Here is an 18678-nt window from a genome sequence, read left to right on the forward strand (position 1 = left end):
ATTAATAGTGTGTAAAAAAAGCCCTTCTATAAACTGGAAAAAGTTCGCCTTCCTTTATAAGGGCTGACATAAAGATACTGGTTAAATCCTTTCTTTGCAATGTTTTTCCTTAACTTAACGACATTGGTCGCCTGCCTGCTGCAGGCAGGGGTTTATTTAACTGCGGGCCGTTCTTCGAAGCAAAGCCTGTCCCTTGCATTCGCTATAAAACCTTTAATAGTATAACCAGCCTTGCCACCTAACCCCAGGATCTGAGTGGATGCTCCCGATCTTCATCGGAGCAGGAACGGGAGCAGGGCTATCGAAACCGATCAGCACTGCATTTGCTTTTCAAAAACCTTCTTAATTTGAAATTCAGCACTCTTTGTGCCTTTTCTTCGCGCGCTTTGCGGTTAAATCACCTCTTATGGCAGGCTTAGTGTTCTCTGTGTTTCATCTCTGTTGCCTCGGTGGTTAACCATATGCACCCAACTTTGCATTCTTCGCTGTTAAACCCATCACTTAATTTTTAAACCACATATTTTTTTCTAAATTGTGCCCATGAAATATTTATTCCCATCTCTTTTACTTGTATCCGCGCTCACTTCTTTTGCACAGGATACTAAAACGATTAATCAATCTGGAAACCCCATATTTCCGGGTTGGTATGCAGACCCTGAAGCCGCTGTATTTAACAATAGGTACTGGGTTTACCCAACCTACTCGGCCAGGTATAAAGAACAGGTTTTTTTGGATGCTTTTTCTTCTGATGACCTGGTAAAATGGAAAAAACACCCCCATGTTTTAGATACCGCTGCGGTTAAATGGGCCAACAAAGCCATGTGGGCACCGGCAATTGTGCAGAAAGATAAAAAATACTATCTGTTTTTCGGTGCTAACGATATCCAGAGTGATCATGAGGTTGGCGGAATCGGTGTAGCAGTGGCCAATCAACCAGAAGGGCCGTTTAAGGATCATTTGGGAAAACCTTTGGTAGATAAATTTCATAACGGTGCGCAACCTATTGATCAGTTTGTGTTTAAAGATAAAGACGGACAGTATTATTTAATTTATGGCGGATGGAAACACTGTAATATTGCCAAACTGAATCATGATTTTACCGGCTTTTTGCCTTTTGATGATGGTAAGATTTTCAAAGAAATCACGCCTGATCATTATGTGGAAGGCCCTTATATGTTCATCAGAAATGGTAAATACTATTTCATGTGGAGCGAAGGCGGATGGACCGGACCAGATTATTCGGTAGCCTATGCCGTGAGCGATTCGCCATTTGGCCCGTTTAAAAGGGTAGGTAAAATTTTACAGCAGGATCCTACCATTGCCAGGGGGGCAGGACACCATTCTTTAATCATCAACGAGAAGAAAAATAAATATTACATTGTTTACCACCGCAGGCCATTAACCGAAACGGATGGAAACCACCGCGAAACCTGTATCGATGAAATGAAATTTGATGCAGACGGTATGATTTTACCGGTAAAAATTACCAAAGAGGGTGTTAAGGCACAGAAATTTAAGTAATTTTTTTCAGCTTAAAGTTTTAAGTTTACCGTTGGCAAGTTGCCAATGGTAAACTAAATTGTTTTTGATACCGCTTGCTGCTGGCGTTTATCCATGAGGCTAAAACCATAAGCGCAAAGCAATAAAATACAGGCCAATCCAAACCAGAGCCAGTTATAACCGAGGTGTTTGGCAATATAAAAACCTGCCAGCGGGCCTACCACCTGCGCACAAGACCAGCTTAGCGTATAACCTGCTGCATATAACCCTCGGTTATGCTCGTTGCTCCTGCTAATCACCACGGTATTAATAAAGGGGAGCACAAACATTTCGCCAACGGTAAAGATTACAATGGTTAACACGGCCGATAGCACATGGAAAATAATCGGTGCACTTAACAACAGGTAAGATACGGCAAATAAGATAGAGCCGATAACGATGAAGAAGATGGGCGATCTTTTCTTTTCGATCTTATTGATCATGATCATTTCAAACAGCGCGATGATGGCACCGTTTAAGCCGATAATAATCCCGATGGCAAATTCGCCTATATGCCATTCCTCTTTAAAAAATACCGGTACCACCCTGAACATCAAAAACGCACAGGTAATAAAAAGGGTAGTTAAAAGAATAAATTTTACATAGAAACCATCTTGCCAGGGCTTTAAAATCACCATGGTGCTACGCTTTTCTTTTGCTTTTTTAATAAAATCGTGCACTTTAGGCAATAAAAGCAAAATCGATAGTCCAACCAGGATACTTACCGAACCTTCCACAATAAACAAAAGTTTGTAGTTAACGGAGGCTATGATCCCCGCCAAGCTAATCCCGGCCGACCATCCGATATTTACCGCCAGGCGGTTTAATGAGTAGGAGCGGGTAATGGTGTTTTCTTTTGCATAGTGGGCCACAGCCGTGAAATTGGCCGGCCTGAAGGCCTCAGAAAAGAAACTGATCACCACAGCCAGCACACATAGGGTAGTAAAATGGCTGATGGTTGAGAATAAAATAAACAACAGCCCGCCAATAACGGAGGAGAGGATCTGTACCGGCCTGAAACCGATTATATCAGTTAGTTTTCCGCCTGTTGCAGATCCTAAAATAGCGCCTACACCAAATAAAGTAATCATTAAACCCGCGTCCATTTCCGATCGGTGGAGGCTTTGGGTTACATACAAGCCCATAAACGGAACGGCCATGCTTCCACAACGGTTAAACATCATTACAATGCTTAAGAGCCAGGTTTCTCTGCTGAGTCCGCTAAATGAGGTTTTGTAGGTATTAAAAATTAGTTTGAACATGTTGGGTTTAGATGCCGTAAAAGTACCAAAATCCGGGTGTTATTTAATCATCCCCATTCAATTCTTTCACCAGGCCCTGGTTCATTATTTTTCTGTTATCCCTGAGCGCAGCGGTCGTCATTCCACCGTAGGCGGCAATCTTGATTCGTCCGCTATTGTCTTGCCTTCGATCCGGTTTTATTCGGCTACCGATGAAAAATAGGTACAGGCCCATCGCTGTCGGGGCCAACACTTTTTTTTCAGTGTGTGGATGAGATTATTTCACCAGCCGAAATCACAGAAAAGGACTACCAAACCGTTTTAAAGTTGAAATAATTTCCAGGGTAAAGCAGAGACTCCCATCAGCTATATTCGTCCAAATAAATGCCAGATTGACTGAACATGCCCATAGGGGACATGCCCTTTAAAAAAGATTTTTTTTAGTAACGGATCGGTACATTTCAATCTAACCGGAGGATTTGCGGATTCTTTCGGGAGTATCTATAAAGTTGGTCACTGGTTTTTATATGCTTTCAGATACTTAGCGGTTTTACTAGCTGAGATTTTGCACAGGCTTTCGGGGAGACCCGAAAACACCACTTTTCCGCCCAGGTCTCCGGCCCCTGGTCCGATATCAATTACCCAGTCGCTTTGTGCGATCACCTGCATATCATGCTCCACCACAATAACGGTATTTCCGCTATCTACGAGTCTGTTCAGCTGCAAGATCAGCCGCTCTACGTCAGCCGGATGAAGGCCGGTGGTAGGTTCATCAAGGATGTACAGCGAGGAGCCCTTACTATTTTTTTGCAGTTCTGTAGCTAATTTAATGCGTTGCGCCTCCCCGCCAGATAGTTCAGTGGCCGACTGTCCGAGCCTGAGGTAACCCAGGCCGACCTCCCGTACCACATCCAGGGCCTGGTAAATCTGGTGGTCTTCATCAAAAAAGTTGCAGGCTTCCTCAACCGTCATTTCCAAAACCTGGGCAATGTTTTTATCTCTATAGCTTACCTGTAAAGTCTCGGGGTTGTAACGGGTACCTCCACAGGCCGGGCAGGGGGTATATACACTCGGTAAAAACAGCAATTCTACCATCACAAAACCTTCACCCTGGCAATTGGAACAACGACCCTTAACCAGGTTAAAGGAAAAGCGTCCAGCGTCATATCGTTTTTTTCTGGCCGCTGGTGTGTCGGCAAAGCGTTTGCGTATATGGTCGAAAAGTCCGGTATAGGTAGCCAGATTTGATCGGGGTGTTCTGCCAATGGGACGCTGATCAACTATAACCAATCTGGATATTTGCTCCGCTCCACTGATTATTTTACCACCAGCCGGCTTTGGGCTGTCGACGAAAGAACCCTCATCTCCAGGTTCGCCATCGGGTTCAGTCATCATTCCCAGTTGCTTTGAAAGTAACTCCACCAGTACCTGGCTTACCAAACTGCTTTTTCCCGAACCCGAAATTCCCGTTACACTGGTCATTACACCCAGGGGAAAGTCGACATCCATCCCCTTCAAATTGTGTCTTTCGGCTCCCCGAATACGCAGCTGCCCTTTGGAGGTTCTTGGCTGGTGTTCAGGGCGGCTGTCAGTGCCTGAAAGAAATCTTGCCGTAACAGACGCCTTACTTTTTTTTAGTCCGGCAACCGGGCCACTGTAAATAATCTGCCCGCCCTGCTCTCCTGCTCCTGGTCCTACATCAATAATCCAGTCTGCGCGCCTGATCACCTCCATTTCATGTTCCACCACAAATATACTGTTCCCAGCGCTTTTTAATTTCTCCAGGATACTCAGCAAGGCTTCAGTATCTGCAGGGTGTAATCCTGCAGATGGCTCATCAAGAACGTAAACCACACCGAAAAGATTGGAGTGTACCTGGGTGGATAAACGGAGTCTTTGCAATTCTCCCGGAGAAAGGGTAGGGGTACTTCTGTCGAGGGTAAGATAGCCTAAACCCAGCTCCAGCATTACACTGATTCTGGAGCATATGTCTGTAGAAATTCTTTGTACCACCAGCTGCTTTTCTTCGGATTTTACCTCCCTTTCTTTACCGGCAGTTTCACCGAAAAGTTTCGAAAGTTCAGTTAATGTCATTCCGGAAGTTTCTGCAATATCTTTACCTTTAAATTTCACCGCGAGTGCTTCTTTTTTCAGCCGCTTCCCTGCACAAAGCGGACATTCCTTGCTGATCATATATTTCGAAACCCTTTTTTTCATCAGCTCAGACTGGCTTGAGGCAAAAGTTTTCAAAACGTAAGCCCGGGCACCAATAAAGGTACCCATATAATCCGGCGATCGCTTTTTGGCAATGGCTAAAGCGGTTTCTGCTGGCGAAAGGCCAGGATAAACGGGGGCTGTAGGTGTTTCTTCAGTAAACAGTATCCAATCCCTTTGCTTTTTTGGCAATTTTTTCCATGGCGTATCCACATCGAAGCCCATTGATACTAGGATGTCGCGTAGGTTTTGGCCCTGCCAGGCCCGTGGCCAGGATGCAATTGCGCCTGCTCTGATGCTGAGCGTATCGTCTGGTACCATCGTTTGTTCATTTACTTCAAAAACACTGCCCATGCCGTGACACTCGCTGCAGGCACCTTCGGGTGTATTGTGAGAGAAGCCTTCGGCATAAATGATGGATTGACCTGGCGGATAGTCTCCGGCCCGGGAGAAAAGCATTCTCAGCAAGTTCGATAAAGTGGTTACGCTGCCCACCGAAGATCTGGTGGAGGCCCCTGAACGCTGCTGTTGCAGGGCAACTGCAGGAGGCAACCCTTCAATGGAATCTACTTCAGGAACATTCATCTGGTTGAAAAGCCTGCGGGCGTAAGGCGAAACAGATTCCAGATAGCGCCGTTGGGCCTCCGCATAGAGTGTACCAAATGCAAGGGATGATTTTCCTGACCCTGAAACGCCGGTAAATACGACCAGTTTATCCCTGGGTATTTCAACGGAAATATCTTTTAGATTGTGTTCTCTCGCCCCCTTCACACGGATCACATCGCTCTTGTTCTTTTTCTCCATCACTTAAAAATTATATACCATTAGCAACAGAAATTTGCAGAGTAGGTTTGGTGGAATCTGAAATCAATATACACTCACCAATTGGAGGGTGTGTTTGAAATATGACCTCAGGCCTGATCATGAACGGGCAAAGATAAGCTGGCAGGTGAAATTTTTTACAGCGAAGGCAACAATGTGCATTCATTAAACCGATACAAAATCATACCAAAAAGAATTTCAATTGCCGCAATGAAGCCCACCAATCATTCCGGCACATTATTCCGAACGCAGTATAATCGGGTTGTCTCCCGGCCTGGGGATATCATCTTCATGATGGTGTGCTTCCAATGCTATCGCAGCTTCCAATGCTGCTGAAATCTGATCAAATCTAACATCACTTTTAAGGAATGCTACAAGCGCACTCAACTCATCTTTAGTTCCGTCTATCTGTACTTTCATGTATCTACTTTTTATAAAATGTGGTCTAAAGCGCTATGCTTTCCTTAAATTTAACCACATCGGTTGTCACCGCTTAAAAAATCAATTATCGAAATGAAACGATTGCGCCCTTTAATCAGGTGTAAATCCCTATAATTCCTAAACCGACAGCTCATCACTATAAAGCATGATGAATGCCTACCGGAACCTGTTGAAATACGCTCACAACGGATACCGTTCTAACCGAGCTTGTTGTAACAGATGTTTTTAGCGCCATCTATATAAAATTCAGCTCTGATGCCTTCACTATCAACCAAAAAAGGGTTTTCTGCGTTAGCATTTAATTCCTCGAGCGCAGGGTAAAGCTTATCAAATACCTGCTGCATCTCCACTACGGTGAGTTGAAAATCGTTTTCGGCTGCTTCTGTTTCTTCATCAAAGGCTTCCAGCTGAGCTTTACCGGTGGCGCTGGTATCTTCCTTTATTTTTTCTGCCAGTTCTTTGCGCGTGTAATCAATATAATAACGCTGTAAAAGCGCTTTTTCTTTGAGCTTAAAGTACTGGAGGGCAAGTATAATGTTTTCCATGGGCATGTATCTTTCAACCAAATAACCATAAGCGGGGGCGAAATGTTTTTACGGCATTTTCTTTATTTCATCAGCATTCAAAGAATCAGCCCAAAAGGAGTACCCGAATTATTGCTCCTCCAAACGCTTGTTTGCTGCACAAATTATCTTAATACCCAGGTAGAGCTTAAAAACGCTTTGGCAATAAAGATCTCCAATAAAGCAGGCTTTGCACCATTGCTTACGACATTAAGGTGGGGAGCAGATTTTATCGTCCAAATGGTTCACTATCTTAAAACTTTCAGCGGGTTTAATTGGTTGTAACACCATGCAGATTTTATCCTCCACGGCTGCGCATGGGTCAGCAAAAAAATTATATCCCTATCAGCAGTATGCGATAGAAACCTTGTTTCAAAAAATGCAGACCGGCTCTGATCAGCTGCGCCTGCTCTTTCAGTTGCCTACAGGCGGCGGTAAAACGGTTATCTTTTCTGAAATTGCCAATCGTTTTATCGGGCAATACGGAAAAAAAGTGATTGTGCTTACCCACCGGCAAGAGTTATGCAAACAAACTTCGCTTGCCATGAAAAATACCGGCGTTTTTAATAAAGTGGTAGACAGCAAGGTTAAACGGATAGCCAAAAAAGATTATTATCACTGTTATGTGGCCATGGTTGAAACCCTTAAACACAGGATCGATGATGGTTTAATTGATACCGAAGGGGTAGGCCTGGTAATAGTGGATGAGGCACACCACAATTCCTTTCATAAACTGCTTAAAAAAATTCCTTTTGCCAGGATAATCGGGGTAACGGCCACCCCTTTTTCGGCAGATGCAGCGCTGCCAATGAAAAGTTTTTACAGTGAGCTGGTGCTTGGAGAGCAGATCAATTCGCTCATTGAAAAGGGTTTTCTGGCAAAGCCAAAGAGTTTTGCCTATGAGGTAGAGCTGAACACGCTAAACAGGGGCATACATGGCGATTATACGGTGAGCAGTTCCGATGAGCTTTATTCATCCAAAGTTATGCTCGATCTTTTGGTACATGCCTACCGGGAACATGCCTTGGGTAAGAAGACACTTATTTTTAATAACGGTATATTTACCTCCCGTAAGGTATTGGAAGTTTTTCAGCAGGCTGGTTACCCCATCCGCCATTTAGACAACCAGACAGAAAACACAGAGCGGGTTGAAATATTAAAGTGGTTTAAGAAAACAAAGGGAGCAATATTAACATCAGTATCCATATTAACTACTGGTTTTGATGAACCGTCTGTGCAGTCGGTTATCCTCAACCGTGCTACTACATCACTTACGCTTTATCATCAGATGATCGGGAGGGGGGCGAGGCGTTTGCCCGGTAAAAAGACTTTTACCATTATAGACCTGGGCAATAATGCAGAAAGGTTTGGAGAATGGGATGCGCCGGTAGATTGGCAGCATGTATTCGAAAATCCCGAAATCTATCACCAGATCCTGGCAAAGGCCAGCGATGATATCCACCAGATGCCTGCAGAAATGAGAAACAAGTTTCCCAACAGCACGGAGATCGCATTTGATGTGCTGGCCGCCTACCAAACAGCCATGGATAAAGGGGAAAAAGCAAAAACCGTGCTCCGCAATTCCATCAGGCAACACGCCATAATGTGTACTGACAATGCTGATACGGTGAGCAATGCCCTGGAGTTGGTACATGAACTTGACAAAGAAATCGACTGGAGGATAAAACAATACAGCAAATGCCTGGGGTCGGTAACCAAAAACTATATTAAATGGTTGGGCAGCGACTACCGGAGCCGTTTGCACGGGCTGATCGAGAAAATAATGTCGAGGCGCGCAGCTATGCGGGCAGCAGTTTAATCTGCAGCAGAGATGATCAATGGAAAGATTTTATTAAATTGAACTTCCTTTAACTTGGCTAAAAAATGTACGGTACAGGATGAAATGTTTTAAACCTATGAAAATGATCTTTGCTTTTCTGTTTTTGATTCTACCCGGCCTAACATTTGCCCAAACCGGCAAATTGTATCGGGGCAGCATCAATCAGAAAATAAAAATTACCCTCTATCTGGAAGGGTTAAACGAGGGAACAAATGCTGATCCCATTATCGGGAGTTACAAGTATGACAAAGGAAAAGGCTACATTTTGTTGAACGGGCATCGAAATAATGGTGGCGATGTGAGTTTGGTTGAACTGCCATCTGTAAATTTCACAGGAACTTTTTTAGGTACATTAAAAAAAAATAAAATCACCGGCAGATGGATCAGTGCAAATCAAAAAGAAAACTATCTTTTTGAATTAACCGAAGTTGCTGCAAACCAGGCGCAGCTTAGTGATTTTAAAAATGCGATCTTGAATAAAGCGTCAGAATTCAGAAGTTATTAATACCTCTTTGCTGAGCAACCTTTACCGTAATCATATACTTCCGGTTATTTGCTATGTTGGTGAGCGCTGCGCCATGCCGGATAGTCTAATCTTTTGTGCCGTGTGCTGATTCATCCAATACCTGTAATGCCGGCCTGCTCCATTGGTGCTTACAAATCCAATTTAAAAGATGTAACTGTTACCAATCAAAATGGGCAAAAGAATAAGAACAGGGCGAATTACGACAAAGAAATATCGGTTCGCTTGGAGCTTGTCGCTTCTAAATCTTGTGTTAAATTTTAAACAACATTTATTCTCCACCCAATATCAATTCAGAGCCTGCCTTGCCAACGGAAAGTAACAACTCCTGCAACTGAACAAAGATTTGTTTTTGGTTATTCAACATTCCAGCACACAGTTTGCGGATATGTGCAGGGGATATTTACCGGACAATTTCGCCATATCATACTTTATTGGGGCAAATGGTGTATTTAACCCCGATGTTAAATGTCCTCACCATGTTCCAATCTTAGCCACTCCAAAACACCCCGTAAAACCCATTACGCTTCGCCATCATAAAAATGGCCACATCGCTTAACCGTCAAACATCACTTTAAATTAAAAGCGGCGTTTTTAGAACCAACGAAGGGCCATTTAAATATACTATTTAGGCTAAAAATTTAGAAGCTGTGTAATTTGATATCGTTCATGTCATATACATTTTATGATAAGAGTAACTATCAAAATAAGAGCTGTTAGACTAGATTAAAGGCCCGGAATTAATGTTAGTATTTAGCAAGGGTCATCCTTTCTCCATATTCAGTGTCAGCGTAGTTGAGAACTCAAGTCCCGTGGTTGTTTTCGCAATCACCGTAAATTTGTAAGAACCTTGTGTTAGGGTTGTATTCTTTTTAACGATTACTGATCCTGTTTTTTCATTAATGCCAAATATGCCGTCATTATTGTCGATGGCAACGCCATTTTTTTCAATTGAAGCGATGCTGAAAGTGGATTTATACTGTTCAGGATATAGCGTTGGCGAAGCGGATAGGTAACCGTTAGATAAAGCAATATAAATGCTATTTGTGAGGACAGTTAAGTTCAGATCAGCGTAATACGTTCCATAAAAGAATTTAATCTGTGGAATGAAAGTTACTTTGAAGGCCCTTGATGCTATGGTAAAACCATCTTTTTGTAGTACCGGAATAAGGTCGTAAGCCTTTTCTGCTTTTTTTGCCGGATCACCTGCATTAGCCCCAAAACTCAATTTGTTTGAAACGAATGACACCTCTGTTCCAAGTGTAGCCTGATTTTCCAATGTCCACTTGCTATTTGTTAACCAGGCAGCAGGAGCTTCAAGTTCGAACGCAGCTGCGTTTCCGTAAAGTACATAAGCGAAAGGAACAATACTCTGGTTATCCAGTCCTTTGATGGTCAGTTTTGCGGGGCTAATTTTTAACTCAAAAGTCTGCCTGGCCTGTATTCCCTGCGATTTGGAACTAAACTGTACCGCAACCTTATAACTTTCGGGTATTTTATTTCCACTTGTAGATGATACGCTGCTGTTTGGGTAAAGCAGCATACTGTTTACATGTAGTTTTCCTGTCGTTTTATCAAAGACAATGGCACGCGAAAGCTGGTCGCGAAGTGTTGTGGAAGTATTAACCTGTAAATTCTCTACCTGGCTGAAATCCAGACTGATACTCGCATCAGTAGCATTCTGTACACTGGCTGGCAAGCTGATATCTTGTTCCTGACCATAAACCAGTGATACGGTTGAGGGTAAGCCCAAATCAATTGTATTAAGTTCTACCTGTTTATCTTTTTTACAGGCCGATACCGACAGGCATAATCCTGCGATCAATAATAATCTTGAGTAATTCTTTAAAATCATATTTATTTTTTTTGCGGCAAAAGTATATTTTAAAATTTATTAACGCAACATAATTGCATTAAAAATGCAATTATGTTGCGTTTGTTCGTCAGCCATACTATATTTGCCCGCTTTTATAATAAACCATACAAGTTTGATGATGAACCTGCAGTACTTTGCGAGATGTATTTCCATTTTTATTTTATTTATTTCAGTCGTTGGTGGTTATGCACAGGTAAAAACAACAAAAGATTCCTCAACGGTACATCAACTGGCCGATGTGGAAATTGATGCCGACATTCCGAATCCACTGCCGGCTACCAAAAAAATTTCACGAAAAACACTTGATTTTGTTCAATCCAATACGTTGGGAGAAACTTTAAGCCATATACCCGGCATCCAGAATGCAGGTTTTGGACCAAACTCAGGTAGCCCGATGATCAGGAGCCTGAGCGGCAATAGGGTTAAAATTCTTCAAAATGGCCTGGCAGTAAGTGATTTTTCAGGAATCAGCCCTAATCTGAATGTGATTTCCGATATGGATAATTTATCGGGCATCGATATTTATCAGGCCGAAGCCAGTGTACGCTATGGAGGGAAAGCGATAGGTGGAGCAATAAATCTTCGCGATCATACCATACCCAGGCATTTGAGCGAGCAGCGAGTAACCGGAAGCCTTATGGCCATGGGAGGTAATAACTCAGGTTTTAAGCAGGCCATTGACCTTAATGGTAAACTTGGGGGTAAATGGAGCTGGCATGTGGGGGGTATGAACCGCTGGAATCAAGACCTGAGCATCCCCGGCAATACCAAAGCGCCAATAGCTTATAACCCGGCTATTGATAACCTGATTGCAAGCATGGCACAGGTAAATGTAGATAAGGTAACCATACGGAACCTGACTTTATATCCATACATCAGTCAATTTGTTCTCGATCACCTGAACGATCCGCAATGGGCGCTTAGTGAGGCCGATTTATATACTTTTCAGGCGCAATCGTCAATAGGAGGTATGCTGGTTGATAATCCCAAAAACCCGGTTTACATTTCGGGGCAACCCGCCGGTACACCTTTCTCCACTACTACGGTAAAAAGCATAACCGATTATGCCCCGGTACAAAGGGGAATTATGCCAAACAGCCACTCCAATAGTTATGCTTTTAATGCTGGTACTGCTTATCTGGGAAAAGATTTAGATATAGGCATAGGCTTTCGCCGGTCTTACAATTATTATGGCATTCCCGGTTTTGCTTTGCGTAAAATACCCGGACATACGCATGACGATGGAATAGCGCCTAACGATCAGGTTTATCTCCCTATCAATACCCGTTCTGAACATCATCATGTACTCATGGAGTCTGCTTTTAGGCCAAAGGGTTTTGGCCTGCACGAAATCAGGCTTAACTATTCAACGGGCTTTGGTCAGGATAGCGAACTTACCGGAAGCTATCTCGCTAATCGTTTTAAAAGTTTTCAGCACAGCCTCCGCGTTGAAATTGCGCAGGATGAAATTGAACACCTTACCGGGCTGAGCGGCTTCGATGCTTCTTACCTGCGTATGAAAGGAGCCGGTGAAGCGCGCTATCTGCCTGATAACAGCAGCAGGGAATATGGCTTCTTTACCCAACAGCAAATAAGCCTTTCGCCCCTTGAAGTCAATTTAGGCTATCGCCGGGACCAGGTGAGCCGTAAGGCCGAACTTACCACCGGTTATACCCCAGGCAGAGGCCTGGGGGGAGGTAAATTAGCTGCGCGTACCTTCGGACTCGATCAGTACAATGCCTCAATATTGTTTACCGTAATTGATATGGCCTTTTTAAAGGCCTCTTACAATCAGGCAGAGCGAGCACCCGATGTGAATGAACTTTATGCAGGGAACAACCATTATGCCATTATGATTGAAGAAAATGGCGACGATCGGTTAAATAAGGAAAGGGCACGGACGGCTGAGTTTGGCGTTGGCCTAAAATACAAGCAGATCAGTTTTTCGCTCAGTCATTATCAAACCAATTTTCAAAATTATCTTTATCTGGCCCACACCGGTATTTCCAGGTCGGGCGGTTTTCTGGTTAAGGAATGGCGCCAGGCAGACACTAAAATTACCGGATGGGAAGCAGAGCTGGCCATGTTAAAAAGTTTAGGTAGTTTTAAAGTAAATATGGGTGCTTACTTCGATCTGGTGAGAAATATGAACGTTTCGCACCAAAGCCTCAGGGATTGGGCAGAAGGAGATTACATGCCAAACATGCCAACCAGCCGTTTTGGTTTTTCCGCTTCAGTTTCGCGCAAACGAATGGAACTCCATGCTCTTTTCGACCGATATCTTAAACAGCGCTTCCTGGGAAAAAATATTAACCCCGAACCCCCAATGCCTGCCTACTCACTACTCAGCGCCAGGTATACATTTAAATCAATGCTCAATAAATTCAATGTAGACTATTTTCTGGAAGGCAGTAATTTGCTTAATGTGGAAGCGCGGCCTCAAAACTCGTTACTGAAATATCTTGCGCCTTTGCCCGGTTTCAATATCTCGGTTGGTATAAAAGTAGGTGTATAGCGAAGATATGCACTTCGGGTTGCAGCGCCACATGGATATGCCTGCGTTTGGGTTTTCAAAACTTTATCAGTGATTTTTCAAGCAATGTTTTTGATTATATTTGATAAATAATGTACGTTAGCGAATAGAGAACTACACGCTCAAATCTGCCATCTATGAAAACCTTTTTACATCTCACAAGCCGCTTTTGTGTGCTGTTGTTATTCGCTTTAATTTTTTCATCCTGTAAAAAGAAGTTCGATTTTACAAAAAAAGATGAACTCCCTGCTGAAACACAGCGTGGGGCCGACACTTTTGGCTGTCTGATTGATGGAAAAATTTATACGCCTGATGGTGTTTTTGGTTTCCCGGCACTCATATCGTCTTTACAGTACCGAATCCTTGATTTACGTTCGACAAGAAAAAGCACAAATGAAGCTATCGGGCTTCCGCTTAGGAATATGACCGCGGTAGGAGAATACGCGATTACGTCAGAAATGGGGTATAGTAGCCCCGATCTCGATTATAAAGCCGTTGATGGCAAAATAACAATTACCAAATACGATGTTGCTAATAATATCGTTTCCGGACGTTTCTATTTTACTGCAAAAAATGAAAAGGCCGGAAAAACCGTTTCTATAACAGATGGACGCTTTGATGTCCACTTTACAAATTAAATTCTTTTTGGCCAAGGCGTATTGAATATATTATGCTGTAATTTGTTAGCTTAAAATCACTGATATTCCTCCTTTCTGCCTTGCTTGATTGCTGCCGAACTACTGATATTAAAACAACATTTGCCGGGATCACAGTTCTTACGAATGTGTTGTGATTTGCTTGAATGCTGTCGAACTACTGATATTTACAACAACTCGTTACCGCAATTTGAAAATATTTGTTTTGTTGTGATTCGCTTTAACTATTTGAATTACTGATATTTAAAACAACGGACTACTTGCAAAAGCAATTGCCTACAACGTTGTGATTTGCTTGAATGCTGCCGAACTACTGATATTTACAACAACTCGTTACCGCAATTTGAAAATATTTGTTTTGTTGTGATTTGCTTGAATGCTGCCGAACTACTGATATTTACAACAACCAGTCAAATACAAAAGATCAATGAACTGTTGTTGTGATTTGCTTTCATTCTTTGAACTACTGATATTTACAACAACACACAGGCACTAACTATATCAGCCCCGTTGTTGTGATTTGCTTTCATTCTTTGAACTACTGATATTTACAACAACGCTTGTTTTTTTTTGCCCATTCCATGACATCGTTGTGATTTGCTTTCATTCTTTGAACTACTGATATTTACAACAACATCAGCACCAAAGTTAAGAACATTCGACCTGTTGTGATTTGCTTTCATTCTTTGAACTACTGATATTTACAACAACCCAACAAACGGGCCGTTATTTGGAAGTATGTTGTGATTTGCTTTCATTCTTTGAACTACTGATATTTACAACAACCTATCGGCGTGGGTATCGCGATGAAAGGTAGTTGTGATTTGCTTTCATTCTTTGAACTACTGATATTTACAACAACATCTGCGATAGCCGCAGGTTAAACGCCTTGGTTGTGATTTGCTTTCATTCTTTGAACTACTGATATTTACAACAACTGTTGCGCAGTTTCAAAAAAACAGAAGTGTGTTGTGATTTGCTTTCATTCTTTGAACTACTGATATTTACAACAACAATCCCGGTTCGTTCATTGTTCATTAGCGAGTTGTGATTTGCTTTCATTCTTTGAACTACTGATATTTACAACAACTCAGCTGTTGAGTATATGGCTTTTACGCCTGTTGTGATTTGCTTTCATTCTTTGAACTACTGATATTTACAACAACCATAAGTGCCGCGATAATTAACCGCACCGAGTTGTGATTTGCTTTCATTCTTTGAACTACTGATATTTACAACAACATGAGGTGAAATCGGAAGTTAAAGAAGATAGTTGTGATTTGCTTTCATTCTTTGAACTACTGATATTTACAACAACTACCAGGTAGCGAGTTTACAGCAAAGTATGGTTGTGATTTGCTTTCATTCTTTGAACTACTGATATTTACAACAACATGACGGAGATTGAAATCATCATGATCAAAGTTGTGATTTGCTTTCATTCTTTGAACTACTGATATTTACAACAACAAGGAACGAAGGGAAAATAATGTGTATAAGGTTGTGATTTGCTTTCATTCTTTGAACTACTGATATTTACAACAACCTTATCACCAAGAACAAATAGCGATCTGGAGTTGTGATTTGCTTTCATTCTTTGAACTACTGATATTTACAACAACAAAGCAATGGAAATAGTAAAACAGTATTTAGTTGTGATTTGCTTTCATTCTTTGAACTACTGATATTTACAACAACCCATACATAGCCATTACGGTATGGCAGATAGTTGTGATTTGCTTTCATTCTTTGAACTACTGATATTTACAACAACATACCTTAGTTCAATTGGCTATCCGTCAGTAGGTTAGTTTAAAAAATAGAATTAAAAAAATCCTGACGCAATTGCATCAGGATTTTTATTCTAATCAGTTTTTTAATTATAATCGCCGTTTTTTGTTAACGTAACTAAAATAATTCAAGTTGTTGAGGCGTATCAGGTAGTTCTTTTTCTTTTCTCCCATAAAATAACTCCATCATACCAAATTGTTTATCGGTGACCGTCATGATACCGATATGTCCTTTTTCAGGCAATAATCTTTTTACCCGATTAATGTGAACATCAGCATTTTCGCGGCTGCTGCAATGCCTTAGGTAAATGGAAAATTGAAACATGGCAAAACCATCACGTAAAATCTCCTTACGGAATTTGGCGGCTATGCTTCGTTCCTTTTTGGTTTCGGTTGGCAAATCAAAGAAAACTAGTACCCACAAAATCCGGTATTCATTTAAGCGCATCCATTAAAAAGGTAATTCGTCCTCCGCCTTATGGTAATCCGATTCCGTCATTTCATTATTGGCGATATCTTTTCTGTATTGAGGGGATCTTTTGGGTTCAAAATTTCTCATTATCGGATAGTTAATCCGCCGGATGGTTCCTTCATAACATTTAGCCAGTGAAGAAGTAGTGCTTTGTACGCCTACCATTAGCGGACTCCGGTTCTTATCGAACTGAACATCTACTTGTGCAATGCCTAACAGTTGTGTTTTAATTGCTGTTCCCAGCTCCAAAAAGTTTTCGCCCCTGTCTATAATTCCCAAAACAATTTCATCTACGTAAGGGCGGTAAGGCTCCATAATATCATCTGCCAGGCAATAGGCATTGTATTTATTTCGATGGTGGATACCAAGGGTAGGGAGCAAGCCTGAACAGACCAGGCCACGGGCAACAATAGCCCTCAAAATGGCATAACCATAATTAAGTAAATTATTAGGCGGATCACCCTCACGACCGCGAAAGAAATCTAACTTTTTCGGAAATACATTTTTCCAGTAATAGGCTGCAGCTCTGCCTTCATAGTTGTCAGGATCTCCGGAACGAACTGATTTTGCCCAATACACCATGTTATCGCAGGCAATACCCCTTTTAAATAGTACTGATGCCTGATTTAAAATTTTAGCCTGAGTGGTTTGCTGCCACAACTGTTTCTTCAAAGGTTGTGAAGCATCGATCTGATAGCGAAAACGTTCACTTTGTGTATTGTGTCCATCTATCGGTAACATCATGCCTGTTGGAAGCTTATTTTTATTACAGGTAATAATGGCGGTATTATTATCCAACAAGGCTTCAATACATCCGTGGGTAATGGTGATTTGCTGGTGGTCCAGTATAACAATCCCGATATCTTCAATCGGGATTGATTTTTTCGATTCTTTTTCTCCCAATGATTTTAAATGGGGTAAATCAATCGTAAGCTGGTTCTGATGTAAGCTTAAGTATGCGGGATTAGAGAAGTGGAGCGTTCGTTTAATCATAAGAATGATGATTGGATGGAGTATTTACATTGAATTTTCCGACTGAAAAAACTTGGTTAATTTTTCGTTGACTTTGTCAATATTAAACCCATAAACTTGGTCGTAGGTTACGCCTTTTGGAATGCCGTAGCTTTCAATCATTTCTTTCTCTTCCGCAGTTTTTCTCTTTTTTCCTAAGATTTCCAAAATTTCATTGAAGTCCCAGATTCCACCACAATCTTCTATAGGTGCAGCATTCTCTCCGTTAATGCATTTCGGTATAAGCACTTCTTCCATCGGTTTTTTAAAAGGAGTGATTGTGTGAAACCAATCATCGCCAAAATCATAAACATAGGTCAGTTTTTTGTACTGCCCGTTGAAAAAATCAGACAAAAAAGTTTCTCCGGCATCGTATTCTTTATATCTTTTTTGAAAAAAACCGAAATCCTCCCTCTGCCCATCAATTAGTTTAATGGAATCGCTGGAATAAGGCCTGCCTACATTGAATTGATACATATGATAATTTTCCCAATTCATTACATTTTGTATCACGTAATGTAATTCATGAAAGGTGAATTTTTCCGGAACAACGACCGTTCGGTAAATTTTAGGATCAGAACCCTCTAAAGTTATTTTTAGCTTATGTGACATATCATCTGATTAATAATTAATTATAGTATTGATAAAAAATATCCGTCATATCATCAGCGAAGCCATAACCGCAATTGGAAGCCCATTCTACACATTGTTTAGTTCGGGGTTTAAATTGTTCCAGCAATTCATGTTTTTCCAGAAACTTTAAAGCTGCATTAAAGTTGTTATAAGTAGACATGTAGAATTGTTCGGAAAAATCACCGTATAATGCGGTAAGTTCGCAGGCGCTTTCGGGTAAATACAACATTACATCCGCTAAATACGCTGGAGATGGTTGCAGGTTTTTAAAATCGGAGACCGCTTTTTTAGCTACCGAAAATTTCTCCGTACTCTTCACGGGGTTTTCTACATTAAACTCTTTCCGGATCAGCTTTTTGTATTTATCTGCCAATTCTTTTTCGTTTGTTGGATTGAGATAGAATTTATAGAATTCTTTTACTGCAGTATTTTTATCGTACAAGTCCAAGATTTGCTCAATCAACTGGTTTTTAGTGAGTTTTGATAGCTCTTTTTTAAGTGCTGTTTTTGACATCCTACTAATT

The 18678-nt window shown here is 41.5% G+C and carries 14 protein-coding genes and 1 CRISPR repeat array; of the genes, 5 read left to right on the plus strand and 9 right to left on the minus strand.

The genetic code is table 11. The features are described from left to right. The first annotated feature begins 540 nt into the window (after positions 1 to 540). On the plus strand, positions 541 to 1521 hold the full coding sequence (locus QZ738_RS19820) for a glycoside hydrolase family 43 protein (RefSeq protein ID WP_293789871.1): 981 nt from the start codon (positions 541 to 543) through the stop codon (positions 1519 to 1521). A gap of 53 nt (positions 1522 to 1574) precedes the next feature. On the opposite strand, the gene QZ738_RS19825 is transcribed toward QZ738_RS19820, so the two are convergent. The 4 genes from QZ738_RS19825 to QZ738_RS19840 form a co-directional block, all read right to left on the minus strand. Continuing rightward, positions 1575 to 2801, minus strand: a complete 1227-nt coding sequence (locus QZ738_RS19825; RefSeq protein WP_293789873.1) for an MFS transporter — start codon at positions 2799 to 2801, stop codon at positions 1575 to 1577. A gap of 492 nt (positions 2802 to 3293) precedes the next feature. Next, complete coding sequence (uvrA, locus tag QZ738_RS19830; protein ID WP_293789875.1) at positions 3294 to 5798, minus strand: excinuclease ABC subunit UvrA; 2505 nt, start codon at positions 5796 to 5798, stop codon at positions 3294 to 3296. Positions 5799 to 6053: 255 nt separating this feature from the next. Then, positions 6054 to 6236, minus strand: a complete 183-nt coding sequence (locus QZ738_RS19835; protein ID WP_293789877.1) for a hypothetical protein — start codon at positions 6234 to 6236, stop codon at positions 6054 to 6056. A 218-nt stretch (positions 6237 to 6454) separates the two neighbouring features. Then, a complete protein-coding gene (locus tag QZ738_RS19840) occupies positions 6455 to 6802 on the minus strand; it encodes a hypothetical protein (RefSeq protein ID WP_293789879.1) in 348 nt (115 codons plus the stop codon). Between the two features lie 307 nt (positions 6803 to 7109). On the opposite strand from QZ738_RS19840, the gene QZ738_RS19845 reads away from it, so the two are divergent. Together QZ738_RS19845 and QZ738_RS19850 are read left to right on the plus strand one after the other, a co-directional pair. Further along, complete coding sequence (locus QZ738_RS19845; RefSeq protein ID WP_293789881.1) at positions 7110 to 8639, plus strand: DEAD/DEAH box helicase; 1530 nt, start codon at positions 7110 to 7112, stop codon at positions 8637 to 8639. Between the two features lie 97 nt (positions 8640 to 8736). Further along, positions 8737 to 9165, plus strand: coding sequence for a hypothetical protein (locus tag QZ738_RS19850; RefSeq protein ID WP_293789883.1), 429 nt, complete (start codon positions 8737 to 8739; stop codon positions 9163 to 9165). A gap of 781 nt (positions 9166 to 9946) precedes the next feature. Here QZ738_RS19850 and QZ738_RS19855 read toward each other — a convergent pair. Then, complete coding sequence (locus QZ738_RS19855; protein WP_293789885.1) at positions 9947 to 11038, minus strand: hypothetical protein; 1092 nt, start codon at positions 11036 to 11038, stop codon at positions 9947 to 9949. 136 nt (positions 11039 to 11174) lie between these two features. On the opposite strand from QZ738_RS19855, the gene QZ738_RS19860 reads away from it, so the two are divergent. Further along, positions 11175 to 13574: a TonB-dependent receptor gene (locus QZ738_RS19860; protein ID WP_293789887.1), complete on the plus strand. Its 2400-nt coding sequence runs from the start codon at positions 11175 to 11177 to the stop codon at positions 13572 to 13574. A gap of 155 nt (positions 13575 to 13729) precedes the next feature. Next, the gene (locus tag QZ738_RS19865) at positions 13730 to 14230 is read left to right on the plus strand and encodes a DUF6252 family protein (protein ID WP_293789889.1); all 501 of its coding nucleotides are present in this window, start codon (positions 13730 to 13732) and stop codon (positions 14228 to 14230) included. A gap of 758 nt (positions 14231 to 14988) precedes the next feature. Beyond that, positions 14989 to 16022: direct repeats of the CRISPR family, unit length 46 nt; unit sequence GTTGTGATTTGCTTTCATTCTTTGAACTACTGATATTTACAACAAC. A gap of 134 nt (positions 16023 to 16156) precedes the next feature. Here QZ738_RS19865 and cas2 read toward each other — a convergent pair. Genes cas2 through QZ738_RS19885 form a run of 4 tightly spaced genes read right to left on the minus strand, consistent with a single transcriptional unit; the run spans position 16157 to position 18668 of the window. After that, positions 16157 to 16462: a CRISPR-associated endonuclease Cas2 gene (gene cas2, locus QZ738_RS19870; protein WP_293789891.1), complete on the minus strand. Its 306-nt coding sequence runs from the start codon at positions 16460 to 16462 to the stop codon at positions 16157 to 16159. A gap of 27 nt (positions 16463 to 16489) precedes the next feature. Then, on the minus strand, positions 16490 to 17503 hold the full coding sequence (gene cas1, locus QZ738_RS19875; protein ID WP_293789893.1) for a type II CRISPR-associated endonuclease Cas1: 1014 nt from the start codon (positions 17501 to 17503) through the stop codon (positions 16490 to 16492). Between the two features lie 24 nt (positions 17504 to 17527). After that, positions 17528 to 18133, minus strand: coding sequence for a plasmid pRiA4b ORF-3 family protein (locus QZ738_RS19880; protein WP_293789895.1), 606 nt, complete (start codon positions 18131 to 18133; stop codon positions 17528 to 17530). Positions 18134 to 18149: 16 nt separating this feature from the next. Continuing rightward, complete coding sequence (locus QZ738_RS19885; protein WP_293789897.1) at positions 18150 to 18668, minus strand: DUF6155 family protein; 519 nt, start codon at positions 18666 to 18668, stop codon at positions 18150 to 18152. Positions 18669 to 18678 lie beyond the last annotated feature (10 nt).

The organism is uncultured Pedobacter sp., from assembly GCF_913776295.1.
Lineage (GTDB): Bacteria > Bacteroidota > Bacteroidia > Sphingobacteriales > Sphingobacteriaceae > Pedobacter.

Coding starts and splice junctions, on each gene's coding strand:
- QZ738_RS19865 (WP_293789889.1), top strand. CDS start 13,730: ATGAAAACCTTTTTACATCTCACAAGCCGCTTTTGTGTGCTGTTGTTA.
- QZ738_RS19820 (WP_293789871.1), top strand. CDS start 541: ATGAAATATTTATTCCCATCTCTTTTACTTGTATCCGCGCTCACTTCT.
- QZ738_RS19835 (WP_293789877.1), bottom strand. CDS start 6,236: ATGAAAGTACAGATAGACGGAACTAAAGATGAGTTGAGTGCGCTTGTA.
- QZ738_RS19840 (WP_293789879.1), bottom strand. CDS start 6,802: ATGGAAAACATTATACTTGCCCTCCAGTACTTTAAGCTCAAAGAAAAA.
- QZ738_RS19855 (WP_293789885.1), bottom strand. CDS start 11,038: ATGATTTTAAAGAATTACTCAAGATTATTATTGATCGCAGGATTATGC.
- QZ738_RS19825 (WP_293789873.1), bottom strand. CDS start 2,801: ATGTTCAAACTAATTTTTAATACCTACAAAACCTCATTTAGCGGACTC.
- QZ738_RS19885 (WP_293789897.1), bottom strand. CDS start 18,668: ATGTCAAAAACAGCACTTAAAAAAGAGCTATCAAAACTCACTAAAAAC.
- cas1 (WP_293789893.1), bottom strand. CDS start 17,503: ATGATTAAACGAACGCTCCACTTCTCTAATCCCGCATACTTAAGCTTA.
- QZ738_RS19880 (WP_293789895.1), bottom strand. CDS start 18,133: ATGTCACATAAGCTAAAAATAACTTTAGAGGGTTCTGATCCTAAAATT.
- QZ738_RS19850 (WP_293789883.1), top strand. CDS start 8,737: ATGAAAATGATCTTTGCTTTTCTGTTTTTGATTCTACCCGGCCTAACA.
- uvrA (WP_293789875.1), bottom strand. CDS start 5,798: ATGGAGAAAAAGAACAAGAGCGATGTGATCCGTGTGAAGGGGGCGAGA.
- QZ738_RS19845 (WP_293789881.1), top strand. CDS start 7,110: ATGCAGATTTTATCCTCCACGGCTGCGCATGGGTCAGCAAAAAAATTA.
- QZ738_RS19860 (WP_293789887.1), top strand. CDS start 11,175: ATGATGAACCTGCAGTACTTTGCGAGATGTATTTCCATTTTTATTTTA.